This window comes from Flavobacterium sp., from assembly GCF_030146175.1.
GTDB lineage: Bacteria > Bacteroidota > Bacteroidia > Flavobacteriales > Flavobacteriaceae > Flavobacterium.
In genome coordinates this window covers 1-17,071 of record NZ_JASLCE010000036.1, presented here as the reverse complement: position 1 = coordinate 17,071, position 17,071 = coordinate 1, and the positions used below count along the sequence as shown (strand labels likewise).

19 protein-coding genes are annotated in these 17,071 nt (G+C 40.8%); 10 read left to right on the top strand and 9 right to left on the bottom strand.

Features of this window, described 5'->3' with window-relative positions:
* Nucleotides 1-1,205: exopolysaccharide biosynthesis polyprenyl glycosylphosphotransferase (locus Q1R07_RS04115; protein WP_300486278.1), on the top strand; the 1,205-nt coding region annotated here is incomplete at its 5' end.
* On the opposite strand, the gene Q1R07_RS04110 is transcribed toward Q1R07_RS04115, so the two are convergent.
* A complete protein-coding gene (locus Q1R07_RS04110) occupies nucleotides 1,206-2,327 on the bottom strand; it encodes a DUF4105 domain-containing protein (protein WP_300486276.1) in 1,122 nt (373 codons plus the stop codon).
* 17 nt (nucleotides 2,328-2,344) lie between these two features.
* Nucleotides 2,345-3,331: a PorV/PorQ family protein gene (locus tag Q1R07_RS04105; RefSeq protein ID WP_300486280.1), complete on the bottom strand. Its 987-nt coding sequence runs from the start codon at nucleotides 3,329-3,331 to the stop codon at nucleotides 2,345-2,347.
* Nucleotides 3,332-3,563: 232 nt separating this feature from the next.
* On the opposite strand from Q1R07_RS04105, the gene Q1R07_RS04100 reads away from it, so the two are divergent.
* Nucleotides 3,564-4,313: a CDP-alcohol phosphatidyltransferase family protein gene (locus tag Q1R07_RS04100; RefSeq protein ID WP_300486274.1), complete on the top strand. Its 750-nt coding sequence runs from the start codon at nucleotides 3,564-3,566 to the stop codon at nucleotides 4,311-4,313.
* Between the two features lie 5 nt (nucleotides 4,314-4,318).
* Nucleotides 4,319-5,203 (top strand): glycoside hydrolase family 25 protein, encoded by an 885-nt coding sequence (locus tag Q1R07_RS04095; protein WP_300486272.1) that lies wholly within the window; start codon nucleotides 4,319-4,321, stop codon nucleotides 5,201-5,203.
* A 32-nt stretch (nucleotides 5,204-5,235) separates the two neighbouring features.
* On the opposite strand, the gene lptB is transcribed toward Q1R07_RS04095, so the two are convergent.
* The 4 genes from lptB to Q1R07_RS04075 all read right to left on the bottom strand — a co-directional run bounded on the left by lptB (nucleotide 5,236) and on the right by Q1R07_RS04075 (nucleotide 8,205).
* Nucleotides 5,236-5,976: an LPS export ABC transporter ATP-binding protein gene (gene lptB / locus Q1R07_RS04090; RefSeq protein ID WP_300486270.1), complete on the bottom strand. Its 741-nt coding sequence runs from the start codon at nucleotides 5,974-5,976 to the stop codon at nucleotides 5,236-5,238.
* Nucleotides 5,977-6,074: 98 nt separating this feature from the next.
* Nucleotides 6,075-6,419, bottom strand: coding sequence for a carboxymuconolactone decarboxylase family protein (locus Q1R07_RS04085; protein WP_300486268.1), 345 nt, complete (start codon nucleotides 6,417-6,419; stop codon nucleotides 6,075-6,077).
* Nucleotides 6,420-6,421: 2 nt separating this feature from the next.
* Nucleotides 6,422-7,240 (bottom strand): twin-arginine translocase subunit TatC, encoded by an 819-nt coding sequence (gene tatC / locus Q1R07_RS04080; protein ID WP_300486266.1) that lies wholly within the window; start codon nucleotides 7,238-7,240, stop codon nucleotides 6,422-6,424.
* Nucleotides 7,240-8,205 carry a KpsF/GutQ family sugar-phosphate isomerase gene (locus Q1R07_RS04075; RefSeq protein ID WP_300486263.1) on the bottom strand — a complete coding sequence of 322 codons (966 nt, stop codon included), beginning with the start codon at nucleotides 8,203-8,205 and terminating at the stop codon, nucleotides 7,240-7,242. The genes tatC and Q1R07_RS04075 overlap by 1 nt, the downstream gene beginning before the upstream one ends.
* 87 nt (nucleotides 8,206-8,292) lie before the next feature.
* Between Q1R07_RS04075 and recQ the strand changes: the two genes are divergently transcribed.
* A complete protein-coding gene (recQ, locus tag Q1R07_RS04070) occupies nucleotides 8,293-10,488 on the top strand; it encodes a DNA helicase RecQ (RefSeq protein WP_300486261.1) in 2,196 nt (731 codons plus the stop codon).
* A 79-nt stretch (nucleotides 10,489-10,567) separates the two neighbouring features.
* Here the strand turns inward: recQ and Q1R07_RS04065 are convergent, their stop codons facing one another.
* Nucleotides 10,568-10,807 carry a hypothetical protein gene (locus Q1R07_RS04065; RefSeq protein ID WP_300486259.1) on the bottom strand — a complete coding sequence of 80 codons (240 nt, stop codon included), beginning with the start codon at nucleotides 10,805-10,807 and terminating at the stop codon, nucleotides 10,568-10,570.
* A 129-nt stretch (nucleotides 10,808-10,936) separates the two neighbouring features.
* Between Q1R07_RS04065 and Q1R07_RS04060 the strand changes: the two genes are divergently transcribed.
* Nucleotides 10,937-12,499: an FAD-dependent protein gene (locus Q1R07_RS04060; protein ID WP_300486257.1), complete on the top strand. Its 1,563-nt coding sequence runs from the start codon at nucleotides 10,937-10,939 to the stop codon at nucleotides 12,497-12,499.
* Nucleotides 12,500-12,502: 3 nt separating this feature from the next.
* Here Q1R07_RS04060 and Q1R07_RS04055 read toward each other — a convergent pair whose 3' ends face one another.
* Nucleotides 12,503-13,441: a S41 family peptidase gene (locus Q1R07_RS04055; RefSeq protein ID WP_300486255.1), complete on the bottom strand. Its 939-nt coding sequence runs from the start codon at nucleotides 13,439-13,441 to the stop codon at nucleotides 12,503-12,505.
* Between the two features lie 65 nt (nucleotides 13,442-13,506).
* Nucleotides 13,507-13,986 carry an N-acetyltransferase gene (locus tag Q1R07_RS04050; protein ID WP_300486253.1) on the bottom strand — a complete coding sequence of 160 codons (480 nt, stop codon included), beginning with the start codon at nucleotides 13,984-13,986 and terminating at the stop codon, nucleotides 13,507-13,509.
* A gap of 149 nt (nucleotides 13,987-14,135) precedes the next feature.
* Between Q1R07_RS04050 and idi the strand changes: the two genes are divergently transcribed.
* The 5 genes from idi to Q1R07_RS04025 all read left to right on the top strand — a co-directional run bounded on the left by idi (nucleotide 14,136) and on the right by Q1R07_RS04025 (nucleotide 16,924).
* The gene (gene idi, locus Q1R07_RS04045) at nucleotides 14,136-14,663 is read left to right on the top strand and encodes an isopentenyl-diphosphate Delta-isomerase (RefSeq protein ID WP_300486251.1); all 528 of its coding nucleotides are present in this window, start codon (nucleotides 14,136-14,138) and stop codon (nucleotides 14,661-14,663) included.
* A gap of 9 nt (nucleotides 14,664-14,672) precedes the next feature.
* Nucleotides 14,673-15,083 (top strand): 6-carboxytetrahydropterin synthase, encoded by a 411-nt coding sequence (locus Q1R07_RS04040; protein ID WP_300486249.1) that lies wholly within the window; start codon nucleotides 14,673-14,675, stop codon nucleotides 15,081-15,083.
* A gap of 1 nt (nucleotide 15,084) precedes the next feature.
* Nucleotides 15,085-15,540, top strand: coding sequence for a peroxiredoxin (locus tag Q1R07_RS04035; protein WP_300486247.1), 456 nt, complete (start codon nucleotides 15,085-15,087; stop codon nucleotides 15,538-15,540).
* A 92-nt stretch (nucleotides 15,541-15,632) separates the two neighbouring features.
* Nucleotides 15,633-16,601 (top strand): type I phosphomannose isomerase catalytic subunit, encoded by a 969-nt coding sequence (locus tag Q1R07_RS04030; RefSeq protein ID WP_300486246.1) that lies wholly within the window; start codon nucleotides 15,633-15,635, stop codon nucleotides 16,599-16,601.
* A 56-nt stretch (nucleotides 16,602-16,657) separates the two neighbouring features.
* Entirely contained in the window at nucleotides 16,658-16,924 is a 267-nt protein-coding gene (locus Q1R07_RS04025; protein ID WP_300486244.1) for a hypothetical protein, read from the top strand.
* Nucleotides 16,925-17,071: the final 147 nt, after the last annotated feature.

Below are 17,071 nucleotides of genomic sequence, written 5' to 3'. Positions count from 1 at the left end.
CCATTTTCGAAATGTATAACCTGCAGGTGGCCAGTAATCAGTTTCAGATTGTTAAAAGTATTATCCTAACGGCCTGTATGACGGTTTTTTGCTATTTGCTAACACCCGTTTTTACGCCGATATTGCCATCCAATCGTTTGCAGATTATTTACTTCTTTTTCGCAATATTACTGAGTCTGTTTGCGTGGCGTCTTTTCTACCTGCATTTTCTGGCCTCCCATCGTTTTGTAAAAAGAGTGGTTTTTGTGTGTAGTCCCGATACCATTGCACAATTGGCATTGGAATTAGGAAAGGCCGATCCGCATTATGAGATTGCCGGATTTGTTTCTTCCGAAAGCCGGGTTGCTGGAAATGAAAATACCGATGGTTTTCGGGAAATCGATTTTGCCGAGCTGGAGCATTTTGTAAAAAGACATTCGGTTGCCGAAGTGGTTATCGCTTTAAAAGATACCAAACCGATCGCTCCCGATGTATACCAACAGTTACTGAATCTGCTTGAAAAAGGGGTGATTATCCGGGAATATATGCAGGTTTATGAATATGCGACACAACGATTACCGATTCTATATGCCGAAAAGGAATTTTATCGATTGTTCCCGTTTAGTCGTAGTAATCAGAATCGTTTGTATCTGATCGTAATGCGCGGTTTCGAAATCCTGTTTTCTATTTTGGGATTACTATTCGGTTGCCTGTTATTGCCAATTGTTTGTGTCGGAAATCTGATCAGTAATAAAGGGCCACTTTTTTATACTCAGGAACGAGTTGGGAAAAATGGGATCCCGTTTCGGATTTATAAATTCCGTTCTATGGTAACCAATGCCGAACAGAATGGTGCCGTTTTTGCAAAAGCGAATGACAATCGGATAACGCCTTTCGGGAAGTTTCTACGCCGTTCCCGTATCGATGAGTTTCCACAGTTTATTAATGTCTTAAAAGGCGATATGGCCGTGATTGGGCCACGTCCGGAGCGTCCGGTTTTTGTGGATGCGATTTCGCAAAAAATGCCGTTTTACCAGATCCGACATATTATAAAACCAGGGCTTACGGGTTGGGCACAGGTGAATTATTCCTATGGGGAAAGTATCGAAGATAGTATGGTAAAACTGCAATACGACTTATACTACATCAAACATCGAAGTGTTTTTCTCGATGTGAATATTATCATTAAAACGCTGAGTACCGTTTTATTCTACAGAGGACAATAATTACAGCTTTTCTTTCCGAAGCAAGCGGACTAATATCGTAGTATTGGCTATAATAATCGGAAGCATCAACAGGAAATGGTCTTTGTTAAAAGCGTAACCGATAAACGCCAGCATGGAAACAAAACAAGCATACGCACTGATTCGGAATCCTTTTTTGTTTTTAGCGATTAAAAAGAATAAGGATATCAGGAATATCGGGCTAATCACCAAAGTGTTGTAGTTGGCCGATACTTCTTCGTGGAAGGAATAAAAGCCAACCAATGCGAAAAACAATCCCATCAATCCCATAATCGCCAAGTAACCAATCGCAACCGGTTTTTTATGAGCAAACGCGACAAACAACGCCAGAGCTGCTATAAAAGTGTAAATGTTATTCCAAAGAGAACCGGATGTTTCCGAAGGTTGTTGTTCGTATATCGTAACGGTTTCGGAAGCCAATGGTGTCGCACCTGATTTGGTCTTGGAAACGCCTTCCATTAATTCCAAAGGAAGGAAAAGTTTATCCGACTGTTTGTCGACTTTAGCTCCGAAAATAAGATTGATTCCCAGTTTTTCATAAAAACTATTCGCCAGATAGGAATTTAATATCGTACGGTAGTCCTTTTTAGTGTCCGGAATATCGGTGTTGATGGCAGTTTTTAATAAGCTGTTGATACGTTCGGCAACCATAGTGGTACAGTTGCGGTCAATAAATTTATAGGTGTAGTATTTCTGATCGGATGAAAGTACGGCTACCAAATCGTTGATCAATTGTTGTGTCTGTTCCGGTGTCAGATTTAATTTTTGTTCGTAAACCGTACGATTTTCATATTGGTAGTTCTGAATAAATTCGTCATACGAACCGGTGGCGACAAAGTATTGCATATCGCCTTTTACAAACTTCATATAAAAATTAGGCGTACTAAAATCGAAGGCACCATAGTTGAAAACTACATCTACACCATTTTGGATGTTGTGAATTCGTAGTGCGGTATGTCCAAAAAGGGAATGCAACTGATTTCCGGAACCACAGGTTAACAAGCTGACTTCAGTTTGTTCGGACACTAATAAATTGGTTTGTGCGGAGCTAGTAGTCGTGAACAGTAAAAATAAAGTCAGAATCGAAAGAGTAAAGGAACGCATGGTTTACGGTGTTAGGGTTATCTGCTGAAAATGCCTAAATCAACTTTTAAAGAAAAGATATTGGAATACAAAGCCACACTCTGATCGCCAATGTCGGTTAATGCATAATCCACCTGAATGCCTTTGTATTTAAAACCAAGGCCAAGATTCGGCTGGAAATTCAGCTTTTCGGAATTGTCTATTTGTTTTACATTTTGGAAATTACCCACACCGGCACGTAAAAAAACCAGATCGGTATAACCAAATTCAAAACCGGCTGCCGGATCGATACTCACAGCATTGGTCGAAATAATATCGTTGGTTCGGGCAAAACGCATGTTGAGTTGCGTCGCGGCCAGAATACTGTAATCGTAGCGAATGATAAATTTCTTGGAAAGGCCAAGTTGTAATTTCGGAAGGGTAATCTCGGTGGTTTCCGGTGCTTCCTGATTTTCGCCCGGTACGGCATCCTTTATTTTATTATAAGCATCTTCATCGATGGTCCATACGTTATACGTCGTGGTGATATCGCGAACCATCAAGCCCACTTTCCAATCGTTTTTTTCGTATTGGATTCCCAGATCAAACCCAAATCCCCAGGAACTGGCAAAATCCCCGATAATACGACGGATAATCTTGGCATTAACACCATAATTAAAACCGTCTAACGGTAAGGCGCGGGCATAGGAAAAAGTTAAACCGTAATCGGCCGCCGAAAACAAACTGATTCGGTTATAGTCAATATTTCCCTGGCTATCGATTAATTGCGTGGTATTTAGAATGTCATCAACCCCAAAACGGATCAGCGATATACCCAAAGCACTGCGTTCGTCAATCTTCATGGCAAAACCGGCATAATCATACTGGGCTATGTTGGCAAAGTAACTGGCGTGCATCAAACCAATCTGTTTTCCTTCCACTTTTAACAGTCCGGCAGGGTTCCAATATCCGGAATTGACATCGGCACTATGGGCTACAACAGCATTGGCCATTCCCAAAGCAGCAGCATCCACACCAATATTCATAAACTCGTTGGAATACTTTCTAATGGACTGACTATAAGAAAGAAACTGAAATAAAAGAAATAATAGTAATAAGGTTTTTTTCAAAGCCATTTATTTTATACAAATATGAAATAAAAATCTCAAATACTAAACTCTATTTTGTATTAACTTATTGTATTACCTTTGTCATAAAATTTGTAATTTGGTCTCTTGTGACAAGAGTTTCCAATACCTCCTAAAAAACGAAATATATATGTCTGTAAAGAAACACATTCCCAATGTTATTACGCTTTTAAATCTTTCTGCCGGAATCTTTGCTTTGATTCATGCTTTTAACGGAAACTATAACGAAGCTTTTTCCTGTGTTTGTGTGGGTATATTTTTTGATTTTTGGGATGGCTTTTTTGCCCGATTGCTAAAAGTGCAAAGTCCACTTGGCGTACAATTGGATTCCCTGGCCGATATGGTAACCAGTGGTGTGGTTCCGGGTGTGGTGATGTATAAAATGCTGGCCGATATTCAGGAAAACCAACCGGATTATAACCTGACACCGGAAACCTTCTATATGGGGATTGTACCGTACCTTGGATTTTTGATCACTTTAGGATCGTGCTACCGATTGGCGAAGTTTAATATCGACACGCGTCAGACGGATTCATTTATCGGATTGCCAACACCGGCCAATGCCTTATTGATCATGAGTTTACCGATGATTTTATTTGACAATCAGTTTGAAACACTTTCCAACCTGTTGAGTAATCCGTATGTTTTAGTAGGAATCAGCTTGTTTAGTGCCTATATTCTAAACGCCGAAATTCCTTTGTTTTCATTAAAAGTGAAATACTTTAGTTGGGCGAATAATAAAACACAAATACTGTTTATGGTGGTTTCGGCCTTATTCCTGATCTTCTTCCAGTATTTGGGAATTCCGATGATCATTTTGTTTTATGTGTTGCTTTCGGTAATCACAAATAACCTAAACAAAGGAGTAAAAGCGGTTTAAGTGTCATGAAGAGGCGCACTGCTCCGCGAAAAAAGACACCTGTTTCCCGGAATTACAAAGTTAAATCCAAATCTAAAAAAGGCTTTTCGACCGGGAAAATCATTTTATATGCAGCTGCCATTGCTTTGGCGATTACTTTGGTTGCGACGGTCTACCAGTATCGCAACGGTTTTCTGTATTATCTGGGATTTAAAACCGATAAGGTAGCCGGAAAGCTAAGTGCCGAGGAACGTAAAATAGCCGATGTCCGTATTTTTGAAATCCTAAGCCGCCATGATACAAAACTGGTCGGTTTTGATGTATCCGAATATCAGGATAAAATCGATTGGAAAGCGATCGATAAAATGGAAGGGGAGTTTCCGCTTAGTTTTGTTTTTATTCGTTCCACGGCTGGAAATAACTATGTCGACGGTCGGTTTGAGGAAAACTGGAAAGAAGCTAAAAAGAATCATTTTGTCCGCGGTGCGTATCACTATTACCGACCAAATGAAAATTCACTGGAACAGGCAGAATTGTTTATCAAAACAGTAAAACTGCAAAAAGGCGATTTTCCTCCGGTTTTGGATATTGAAAAACTTCCGGAAGGCCAGTCGATGGATAGCTTAAAAGTTGGCTTAAAACGTTGGCTAAAACGAGTGGAACGCCATTATAAAGTAAAACCGATTATCTATTCCGGCGAAAGCTATTATAAAGATTTTTTAAAAGACGAGTTTAAGGGCTATCAATTCTGGATTGCCAATTATAACTTTTTTGTCGAAAATATAAAAGACGAATGGCTGTTGTGGCAGTTTACCGAACAAGCCGAAGTTGACGGTATAAAAGGCTTGGTGGATATCAATGTTTTTAATGGAAACGGCGAAGATCTCCGGGCGATTACGATCAAAAAATAAAGGGTTATCATTTGATAACCCTTTATTTTTATTTAAAATTCTAATTTCTTACGACGTAATTCGAAGTTTTGTCCGAGGTATACTTTTCGTACCATTTCGTCTTCGGCCAATTCTTCCGGTACACCGGCTTTTAGAATTCCGCCTTCAAACATCAGGTAGGTTTTGTCGGTAATCGCAAGGGTTTCCTGTACGTTGTGATCGGTAATCAGGATTCCGATGTTTTTATTTTTTAGCTGCGCTACAATACGCTGAATATCTTCTACCGCTACCGGGTCAACGCCGGCAAAGGGTTCGTCCAGCAGGATAAATTTCGGATCGGTGGCCAAAGCACGTGCGATTTCAGTTCGACGTCGTTCTCCTCCGGAAAGTAAATCCCCGCGGTTGGTACGAATGTGTTGTAAGCTGAATTCATCGATCAACGATTCCATTTTAGCTTCCTGTTCCATTTTGGATAACTTGGTTAGTTGCAGTACGCTCATAATGTTGTCTTCGATACTTAACTTTCTGAAAACGGAAGCTTCCTGCGCCAGATAACCAATACCGTTTTGTGCCCGTTTGTACATCGGGAAGTCGGTAATGTTCATGTCGTCCAGGTAAATGTTACCGCTATTCGGTTTTACCAATCCTACGATCATGTAGAAAGAAGTGGTTTTTCCGGCACCGTTCGGACCTAATAATCCTACGATTTCCCCTTGGTTCACTTCTACGGAAATGCCCTTTACAACGCTTCTTTTCTTGTAGGTTTTGATTAGGTTTTCAGCTCTTAATTTCATTCTTATAGTCGTATAAAATTGCGTAAGGTCGTGTGTTATGCCTTATAATCGCCTTGCAAATAAACAAATAAAGGCGTAAATGCGGAATAAATTAACAATTAATTATTTTCTAAAGCTTCCCAGAATTCGTATGCACGTCGCAAATGCGGAATAACAATGGTTCCGCCAACCAGTGTGGCGATTCCCATGGCTTCCATCATTTCTTCGCGGGTGATTCCGTTTTTATAGGCCGTCTCCAGATGGTATTTGATACAGTCGTCACAACGCAGTACGGCCGATGCGACCAATCCCAATAATTCTTTTGTTTTAACATCCAAAGCACCTTCCATATAGGCATTGGTGTCCAGGTTGAAGATGCGTTTGATGATCTTGTTATTATCGTTTAACAACTTTTCGTTCATTTTAGAACGGTAATCGTTGAATTCCTGTACTAAATTGGCCATGGTTATGAGTTTTTCAGTTCTTCTTTCTTAGTTACAAATTTGGAGATAAAGATGCTCAGTTCGTATAAAATAACCAACGGAATGGTTACGATAATCTGACTGATTACGTCCGGCGGTGTGACAATAGCCGCGATGATCAAAATGACAACGTAGGCATATTTCCGGTAGGTTCTTAAAAAGTTTGGTGTCACAATGCCCAATCGGGATAGGAAATAAATTACGATAGGTAATTCGAAAACCAATCCGGTCGATAGCGATGTGGATTTTACCAATCCGATATACGACTGGATGTCGATGGAGTTGACTACGAATTTACTAATGGTCAGATTGGCCAGGAAGTTAATCGACAGTGGAGTGATCACAAAATAACCGAACATTACCCCGAGGAAGAAAAGCAGTGACGATACGAAAATAAAGTATCGGGCGTTGCGTTTTTCTTTTTCGTATAAAGCCGGACTGATAAATTTCCATAGTTCCCATAAAATAAACGGGAAGGCAAGGATAAATCCAACGGTTATCGAAGTCCAGATCAACATCGCAAACTGACCTTCCATCGTACGGTTTTGCAGTTCGAACGGAAGTTCCGTCAAACAAAAACTTTTGTCTAAATCGTATTTCTGAGCCAGTTCGCAGAAAAAGCGGTAGGTTACGAAATTACCGTCTTTCGGGCCGAATATAACGGAGTCAAAAATAAAATCACTGTAATAATAGGCTACGCATCCACCTACTAAAATGGCAATTGTACTTCGTATCAGGAGCCAGCGGAGTTCTTCCAAATGATCCAGAAACGACATTTCTTTCATGCTTTTTTTCTTTGCCATTAGATAATCCCTTCTTTTAAGATGTCGTGAATATGTATGATGCCGATATAGTGACCTTCGTTTGCAACAACCAGTTGCGTGATGGAGTTGTTTTCCATGATGTTAAAAGCATCAACAACCATATCGGTAGGTTTGACCATTTTCGGATTTTGGGTCATAATGTCTTTTGCGGTTAGATCGCCAAAAGAATCCCGGTTGTTTAGCATTCTTCGGATATCACCGTCAGTGATAATACCGATGATTTTACTGTTTTCGACTACGGCGGTTACGCCCAATCGTTTTTCGGAGATTTCCATGATTACGGTTTTGATGCTGGCGTCCGGACTAACCACCGGTTTATGAGTCGCATCCAGCATATCGCTTACGCGAAGTAGTAATTTTTTACCCAAGGCACCACCGGGATGGTATTTGGCAAAATCCTCACTTTTAAAATTGCGGAGTTCCATCAAACATACGGCTAGCGCATCACCCAAAACCAACTGTGCGGTGGTACTGTTGGTTGGTGCCAGATTATTCGGGCAGGCTTCGGCTTCAACATAGGCGTTTAAAACATAATCGGATTCTTTTGCCAGGAAAGACGACTTACTGGCGGTCATTCCGATCAAAGGATTTCCGAAGCGTTTTAACAACGGAACCAGGACTTTTATTTCCGGGCTGTTTCCGCTTTTGGAAATGCAAATCACCACATCGCCGGGTTGTACCATTCCCAAATCGCCATGGATGGCTTCGGCGGCATGCAGGAACATCGATGGGGTGCCGGTTGAGTTTAGTGTGGCTACTATTTTGGTAGCGATAATCGCGCTTTTTCCGATGCCGGTTACTACCAGGCGTCCGGTGCTGTTGTAGATCAGGTTTACGGCTTTTGCAAAATCGTCGTCCAGGTAGTTGATCAGATTTGCAATGCTCTCACTTTCAGATTGTATGGTTTTTTTGGCTGTGGCCAAAATGCTTTCGATAGTGCTCAAATCAGAAGTTTTATAAAATTTGTGTGTATGAAAGATTTTTGTATCTTTATATTCTGCAAATTTATGTAAAATACTGTATAATAAATAATGAAACTAACCGAAATTGACTTACACAAAGAGTTAAAAAAGTATTTTGGTTTTAACCAATTCAAAGGTTTACAGGAGGACGTTGTTCGAAGTATTATTACAGGTAATAACACTTTTGTTATCATGCCTACCGGTGGTGGAAAATCCCTATGTTACCAGTTGCCGGCATTGGTGTTAGAAGGAACTGCAATCGTCGTTTCACCGTTGATTGCCTTAATGAAGAATCAAGTCGATGCCATTCGAAGCTTGTCCTCAGAAGCAGGTGTCGCGCACGTATTGAATTCTTCACTGACAAAAACAGAAATTAATCAGGTAAAAAAAGACATTACTTCCGGATTGACGAAGCTGCTGTATGTGGCCCCCGAATCGTTGACCAAAGAAGAATATGTCCACTTTTTACGGGAAGTTCCCTTGTCGTTTGTAGCGATTGATGAAGCCCACTGTATTTCCGAATGGGGACATGATTTCCGACCGGAATACCGGAATCTTCGCAATATCATCAAACAACTCGGTGATGTGCCGGTGATCGGTTTAACCGCTACGGCAACTCCTAAAGTTCAGGAAGATATTCTAAAAAACCTGGACATGACTGATGCCAATACTTTTAAAGCGTCTTTTAACCGTCCGAATCTGTTTTATGAAGTGCGTACCAAAACGAAAAATGTCGAATCCGATATCATTCGTTTTATCAAACAACATAAAGGGAAATCGGGGGTTATCTATTGCCTTAGCCGAAAAAAAGTTGAGGAAATTGCTCAGGTATTACAGGTAAACGGCGTCAGTGCCGTACCGTATCATGCCGGACTGGATGCCAAAACCAGAGCCAAACATCAGGACATGTTCCTGATGGAGGACGTGGAAGTGGTTGTGGCAACCATTGCTTTCGGTATGGGAATCGATAAGCCAGATGTGCGCTATGTGATCCATCACGATATTCCGAAATCACTCGAGAGTTACTATCAGGAAACCGGTAGAGCCGGACGTGACGGTGGCGAAGGACATTGTGTCGCGTATTATTCGTATAAAGATATCGAGAAACTCGAAAAATTCATGTCGGGTAAACCGGTAGCCGAACAGGAAATTGGTTTTGCTTTGCTACAGGAGGTTGTGGCCTATGCGGAAACATCGATGTCGCGTCGTAAATTCCTGTTGCATTATTTCGGAGAAGAATTCGACGAAGTAAACGGAGAAGGTGCCGATATGGATGACAATGTTCGCAATCCGAAAAAGAAAATCGAAGCACAGGATCAGGTGGTGACATTGCTGGAAACGGTTCGCGACACCAAGCAGTTATACAAATCCAAAGAAATTATATTTACGCTGATCGGTAAGATCAATGCGACGATTAAAGCGCATAAAACCGATGCCCAGTTGTTTTTCGGAAAAGGGAAAGACTTTGAGGAAAAATACTGGATGGCACTTATTCGTCAGGTTTTGGTCGACGGACTTTTGTCGAAAGATATTGAAACCTACGGTGTTTTAAAACTGACGCCAAAAGGAGAGGATTTTATTAAAAATCCAAATTCGTTTTTGATGTCGGAAGACCATGAATATAACGAGTCGGATGATGAAACCGTAGTAACGGCTTCCAAATCTTCAGGAACGGCAGATGAAACCCTGATGGGAATGCTGAAAGACCTGCGTAAAAAAGTAGCTAAAAAAATCGGAGTGCCGCCATTTGTGGTATTTCAGGATCCTTCGCTGGAAGATATGTCGTTAAAATATCCGATCAGCCTGGATGAACTGAGTAATGTTCACGGTGTTGGTGAAGGAAAAGCTAAAAAATACGGAAAAGAATTTGTAGCGTTGATCGCCCGTTATGTGGAAGACAACGATATCGTTCGTCCGGACGATCTTGTAGTAAAATCAACGGGAGCCAATTCGGCCTTAAAACTCTATATCATTCAGAACATCGACCGGAAATTATCGCTAAATGATATCGCTTCGTCAAAAGGACTGGATATGGATGCGCTGTTAAAAGAAATGGAGCAGATCGTATATTCCGGAACCAAATTGAATATCAAATATTGGATCGACGATATATTAGATGATGATCAACAAGAAGAGATTCACGAATATTTTATGGAATCCGAATCCGATAATATTAAGGATGCCTTAAAAGAATTCGACGGCGATTATGATACCGAAGAATTGCGACTGATGCGCATTAAGTTTATCAGTGAGGTAGCGAATTAAAAAAAATATATTTTTGTATATACACCTGACAGGTTTCTGAACCTGTCAGGTGTTTTTTTTTTTAACGGAGAAGTGTTTTTTATTCGGAATACAATTCGCCGCGGTGTGGTTTTAGTGCGTCGCGAACCGGAATCATGTTTTCGTCGGTTACGACCATATAGGCAATGGCATACATTTCGTTAAGGATTTCAAACCCGGTAATGGATAATGGTAATTTTTCCATCGCGATATATTCTTTTAAATGAATCTCGTGGTGTTCGGCTGTTTTGGCTGCAGCCGGTCCGCGAAAATCCCAAATCAGTTTTATTTGTCTGGACATTGTTTTTTATATTTAAAGAGCAAAATTACAAAGGATAATTCAGCTGTAAAACCGAAAAATGAATCGGGTGGAATCATTTCTGTTGCAAATCACTATTTTTGCAGTCTGATTTAAAATCAAATCCATAAAATGCCAAGAGAATTACAAATACAGGTTGCTCCGGATGTAGCAGCAAATCAGGAATTATTGCAGCAACATATTGCCAAGTTGGTACAAAGCAATGTTTCGGATATTCAGCATGTTTCGATAGTAAAACGTTCTATCGATGCGCGTCAGCGTTCGGTAAAAATCAACCTGAAAGTAGCGGTGTATTTTACGGATGAAAAATTTACGGAAATCAAAATCGATTTGCCGGATTATAAAAATGTAACCAATGCTCAGGAAGTAATTGTAATTGGCGCCGGTCCTGCCGGACTCTTTGCCGCTTTGCAATTAATCGAACTGGGATTGTGTCCGGTTCTTATTGAACGAGGAAAAGATGTTCGCGGTCGACGTAGGGATTTAAAAGCGATCAACCGGGATCATATTGTAGATGAAGATTCCAATTATTGTTTTGGAGAAGGTGGTGCCGGAACCTATTCGGATGGGAAATTATATACCCGTTCGAAAAAAAGAGGAGATGTAAACCGTATTCTGGAATTGTTGGTGGCCTATGGTGCTTCATCGGATATTTTGGTTGAAGCGCATCCGCATATCGGAACCAATAAATTGCCAAAAATTATTCAGGATATACGGGAAAAGATCATTGAATATGGCGGAAAAGTATTATTCGAAACCCGTGTTACCGATATTCTGGTAAAAAATAATGAAGTGTACGGTGTGGAAATTCATACCGGAGAACAGCTGTTGGCACAAAAGATTATATTGGCTACGGGACATTCGGCTCGCGATATTTTTGAATTGCTGGATCGGAAAAAAATCCTGATCGAAGCCAAGCCGTTTGCTTTGGGCGTTCGGGCAGAACATCCGCAATCCTTAATTGACAGTATTCAGTATTCCTGTGATTTTAGAGGGGAATTCCTTCCTCCGGCGCCGTATTCAATCGTAAAGCAGGTAAACGGCCGTGGCATGTATTCTTTTTGTATGTGTCCGGGTGGTGTTATTGCGCCTTGTGCTACGAGTCCGGGCGAAGTGGTGACCAATGGATGGTCGCCTTCAAAAAGGGATCAGGAAACCGCAAATTCCGGTATTGTAGTCGAATTAAAATTAGAAGATTTTAAGCCGTTTGCTAAATTCGGTGCCTTGGCCGGAATGGAATTTCAAAAAGCCATCGAGCAAAAAGCATGGCATTTGGCCGGAGAAACCCAAAAAGTACCGGCGCAACGTATGGTCGATTTTACACAACATAAAGTATCAACGTCTATTCCAAAAACGTCGTATGTTCCGGGAACGACTTCGGTAGAATTAGGACAGGTATTCCCGGGATTTTTAACGCAGATTATGCGGGAAGGTTTTGTCGACTTTGGAAAATCGATGAAAGGCTATCTGACGAATGAAGCGATTTTGCACGCGCCGGAAAGCCGTACTTCCTCACCGGTTCGTATTCCGCGTGATCATGAAAGTTTAGAGCATTTACAGATCAAAGGATTGTATCCTTGTGGTGAAGGAGCCGGATATGCCGGTGGGATTATTTCTGCCGCGATCGATGGTGAAAAATGCGCCTTGAAAGCTGCGGAAAGTATAGCGCGATAATTTTTACTGCTTTTTAAGCCATTCTATGGCTTTTGATACGACCTGATCGGACGAAGCTTCCGTATCGGGAACGATACCATTTTTATATGGCGTTTTGTTGCGATCGGCAAAATAACCCGTCGTGATCGAAATCGTAGCGCCGTCCGAAAGTATATAGGTTTCATTAAGGACGGAAGCACCATAGGTTTTGGCTCCGAAGCTTTGGGTTTTTGACCTTCCTTTAAAAGCAACCGCAACTGCTTCACCTGAATTTCGGGTAGTACCATCGGTTAATACAGCTACTGGTGGCCCGTTGTTTTTTAGTTTGTAAAATTCATGCAGGTCTTCAACAAGTGTATTGCCATAATATATTTTTCCGTTTTCACTAATCCACGGTTCTTCATTGGTGTCATTTATAAAATAACCAATGGTTCCGTTGCCAAGTATAGGTGCGATGGCAGCGAGCATCGGACTGATTGATCCGTTGTTGTTTCCTCTTAAATCTATAATCCAGCCTTTTGTTGGGCGTTTGTCCTGTTCGGTAATCTGTTGGATTACTTGCTGGCGGTACATTTCGATTTCGTCTTCGTCTTTCGGACAATTACCCAGATATAAATAACCAATGTCTTTTGGAATTGTGCCCGATGGTATTTCCGGGATTATTTCATTGTCGGAGTTTTCCGATTGCGGTGTATTAAAGGAACTATGGCGGTCTTTTAATAATTGTAAGGCATAGGTAACGGATGCATGAGCTTCCTGTAACGTTACTGCTTTTCCGGCATGGGCCAATACATCGGTTCTGAATTTTGTCCAGTCGATGTGTTTCCGATTGACGGATTTGGTTTCCAGAAGGGTGATCACTTCATTTAGATAGGTCTTTGCTTCCGGAGAAATGCTTTGCTCTTTCTCCCGGCAACCGGAAAATAATGTGGCAATAAGTACTAAAATAAATAACGACCGCATGACAGAATTTTAAATTACCGGTAAAGATACTATAACTCGTATCGGGAATAACAGGCTTTAACGCTTTATTCAGATTGTTGCGGGTTGTCGATGGCATGATGTAACGGACGTTCCATCTGAATCAGATCAAAACCGATATCCCAATAGTCTTTTACGACAGCTTTGGTTTCGAAACCAAATTTCTGGTAAAATGGATAGACCAGTTGTGAGGTGCGTACCGATATCAGCTCGATTCCGTCGATCGCCTGGATTTGTTGAATTCGGAATCGGGTTAATGCCGATCCCAATCCTTTGCCCTGACTATCGGGATGAAAAAGATCCCAGGATATCTTGGCTGTTTTGCGGTCTTCGGTCAAGTTAACACCACCGGAACCCAATACAATGCCATCAACTTCAACTACAAAATAGTATTCCAGATGCCGTTCCAGATATTCTGCAAAATCGGCTTCTTCGCTCGGTGCAAAATAATCGGGAATGTTTCGCTTTAAAAGCGCTATAAGTTGCGGTTTGTCGCTATCCTGATAAGGGCGGATCTGAATATTCATTTGTTTTTAATTTGACGTTGTACGGTGAAGGTACTCAAAAATACTGTTAAATTATCGGAAAATGCGACTGTTTTTTTAGTGCCGGCAACGGTGATCGAAAGCGATATAAACCGTTTCTTTTTTGTATTTTTGGCAGGTAATCTGAAGCTATGACAGAAGAGAAAGTAATATTAGTAAACGAAAAAGACGAACCCATAGGATTGATGCCGAAAATGGAAGCGCATGAAAAAGCAGTATTGCATCGTGCCTTTTCGGTTTTTGTGCTGAACGATAAAAACGAAATCATGTTACAGCAACGGGCGCATCATAAATACCACTCCCCGTTATTATGGACCAATACCTGTTGCAGTCATCAGCGGGAAGGGGAAAATAATATCCAGGCCGGATCACGTCGATTACAGGAAGAAATGGGGTTTACAACCGAGTTAAAAGAGCTTTTCTCTTTTATCTATAAAGCGCCTTTTGATAACGGATTGACGGAACACGAACTGGATCACGTGATGATTGGGTATTATAATGAAGTACCGCAAATTAACCCGGATGAAGTGGAAAGCTGGAAATGGATGAGCATTGAGGCCGTTAAAGAAGATATGGAATTACACCCGGAAATCTATACGGTCTGGTTTAAAATCATCTTCGATAAGTTTTACCATTATCTGGAAGCACATAAAGTTTAAAATAGAAACATGAGAGTAACTGTTAGCCGTAAAGCCCATTTTAATGCCGCCCACCGATTGTATCGTAAAGATTGGACATTCGAAAAAAACCAGGCCGTTTTTGGAAAATGCAACAATCCCAATTACCACGGGCATAACTATGAACTTATTGTAAGTGTTACCGGTGAAATCGATCCGGAAACCGGTTATGTTATGGATCTTGGCGAATTGGCTGCTATTATTCAACGGGAAGTGGAAGAACGATTGGATCATAAAAATCTGAATCTTGATGTGCCGGAATTTGAAAACCTGAATCCCACTGCCGAGCATATCGCTGTTGTGATATGGGATAAGCTCCGAAAAGAAATAGCAACCGATAAGGATTTAGAAGTGGTGCTTTATGAAACACCGAGAAATTTTGTAACCTATAACGGAAAATAAGATGAGCATAAAAGTTGGCGACCGTATTCCGGAATTTGAAGCGACTGATGCTAATGGCGCGGTCTTTTCGATAACTTCACTTTTGGGTAAAAAACCGTTGGTGATCTATTTTTATCCCAAAGACGATACGCCCGGTTGTACGAAAGAAGCCTGTGCTTTCCGGGATAGCTATGAAGATTTTTCCGATTTGGGAGCCGAAATAATCGGGATAAGCGGCGATAGTAGCGCTTCGCATCAGGAATTTGCCAGTCGGTATAAACTGCCTTTTGTTTTGCTGGCCGACAAACGGAATACCATTCGAAAGCAATTTGGTGTTCCAACTAATCTGTTGGGATTGCTACCGGGACGGGTAACTTATATTGTAGATCGTGCCGGAATTGTTCGTTTGGTGTTTAATAGTATGAATGCAAGTCAGCATATGCCTAAAGCACTTGAAGCAATCCGATCAATGGAATAAGTTTTTTTAACGTAACTAATAAAAGTTTGTATTGGTTAATTACAAAACTTTTTTGCATTTTTGCTGATCTAATAAAATGAATTAATAGATTTATGGCAATAGATTGGTATCCGTTATTATTTTCCCCCATTTTAAAAGACAGAATTTGGGGTGGTACCAAATTATCGTCCTTACTTCATAAAGACATCGTATCACAAACTACAGGTGAAAGTTGGGAAATATCTACTGTTTCCGGCGATATTAGTGTTGTCAAAAATGGAAAACTGACTGGTAAATCTTTGGAAGAACTTCTGGATATGGATCCGGAGGCTTTGTTAGGGAAAAAAGTCCATGCAGCGTTTGGAACTGCATTTCCATTATTATTTAAGTTTTTGGATGCCAAAGAAGATTTGTCGATTCAGTTACATCCTAATGATGAGCTGGCACGTAAGCGCCATAATTCGTTTGGAAAAACTGAAATGTGGTATGTCATGCAGGCCGATCCGGATTCGCGGATTATCGTAGGATTCGAAAAAGAAGCTTCTCCGGAAGAATACCTGCACCATCTGGAAAACAAAACGCTTACCAAGATACTGAAAGAGATAAAAGTGGCACCGGGCGATGTTTTTTTTCTGGAAACAGGAACCATTCACGCAATTGGCGCCGGAATCGTTATCGCAGAAATACAACAGACTTCTGATATTACCTATCGCGTATACGATTGGGATCGCGTTGATGCCGAAGGAAAATCGCGGGAATTGCATATCGATCTGGCATTGGATGCAATCGATTATTCCGTTTCGAATACAAAATGTGACTATTCCAAACAGGTGAATACGTCCAACCCGGTAATCGACTGTCCGTATTTTACAACTAATTTTATTCCGTTGGATGGCGAACTTGCTTTTCAAAAAACATCCGATTCATTTACTGTCCTGGTTTGTACGGAAGGAACTTTTTCCATCCGGGCCAATGGAAAGGAAACCGCTTTTCAAAAAGGCGATACAGTGTTAATTCCGGCTGTAATAACCGATTTTGAACTTAGTGGAACCGCTTCATTATTAGAAATATTCATTTCTTAATATGTAATCAAAAGAATAGTTGTAATTTTGCCATCGAAATTTTAAACATTAGAAAAATGGCAAGCGTTAGAAATTTAAAAAAAGACATCAATTACGTTTTAGGTGATATTATCGAGGCAGTTTACATTTGGGAGATGACGACCACTGGTAAACCAACAGAAGCTTCAGACGCCTTGGTAACGGAAGCGATCGCAACATTCGATAATTTGGTTACTAAAGTGAATCAGAAAAATGTTGAAAATAAAAAAGCGCATTTTAAGCAAATTAATAAAGAATTAGAAGAGGCTGCAAATCAGTTGGTTGATAAAGTTAACGCGCTGTAGTCTGAAAAATCAATAAAAAGTGCACAAAAAATATTTGGAAGTTTCAAAAACAGCCTTATATTTGCAACCGAATTGAGACGCCGGTGTAGCTCAGCTGGCTAGAGCAGCTGATTTGTAATCAGCAGGTCGTGGGTTCGAGTCCCTCTA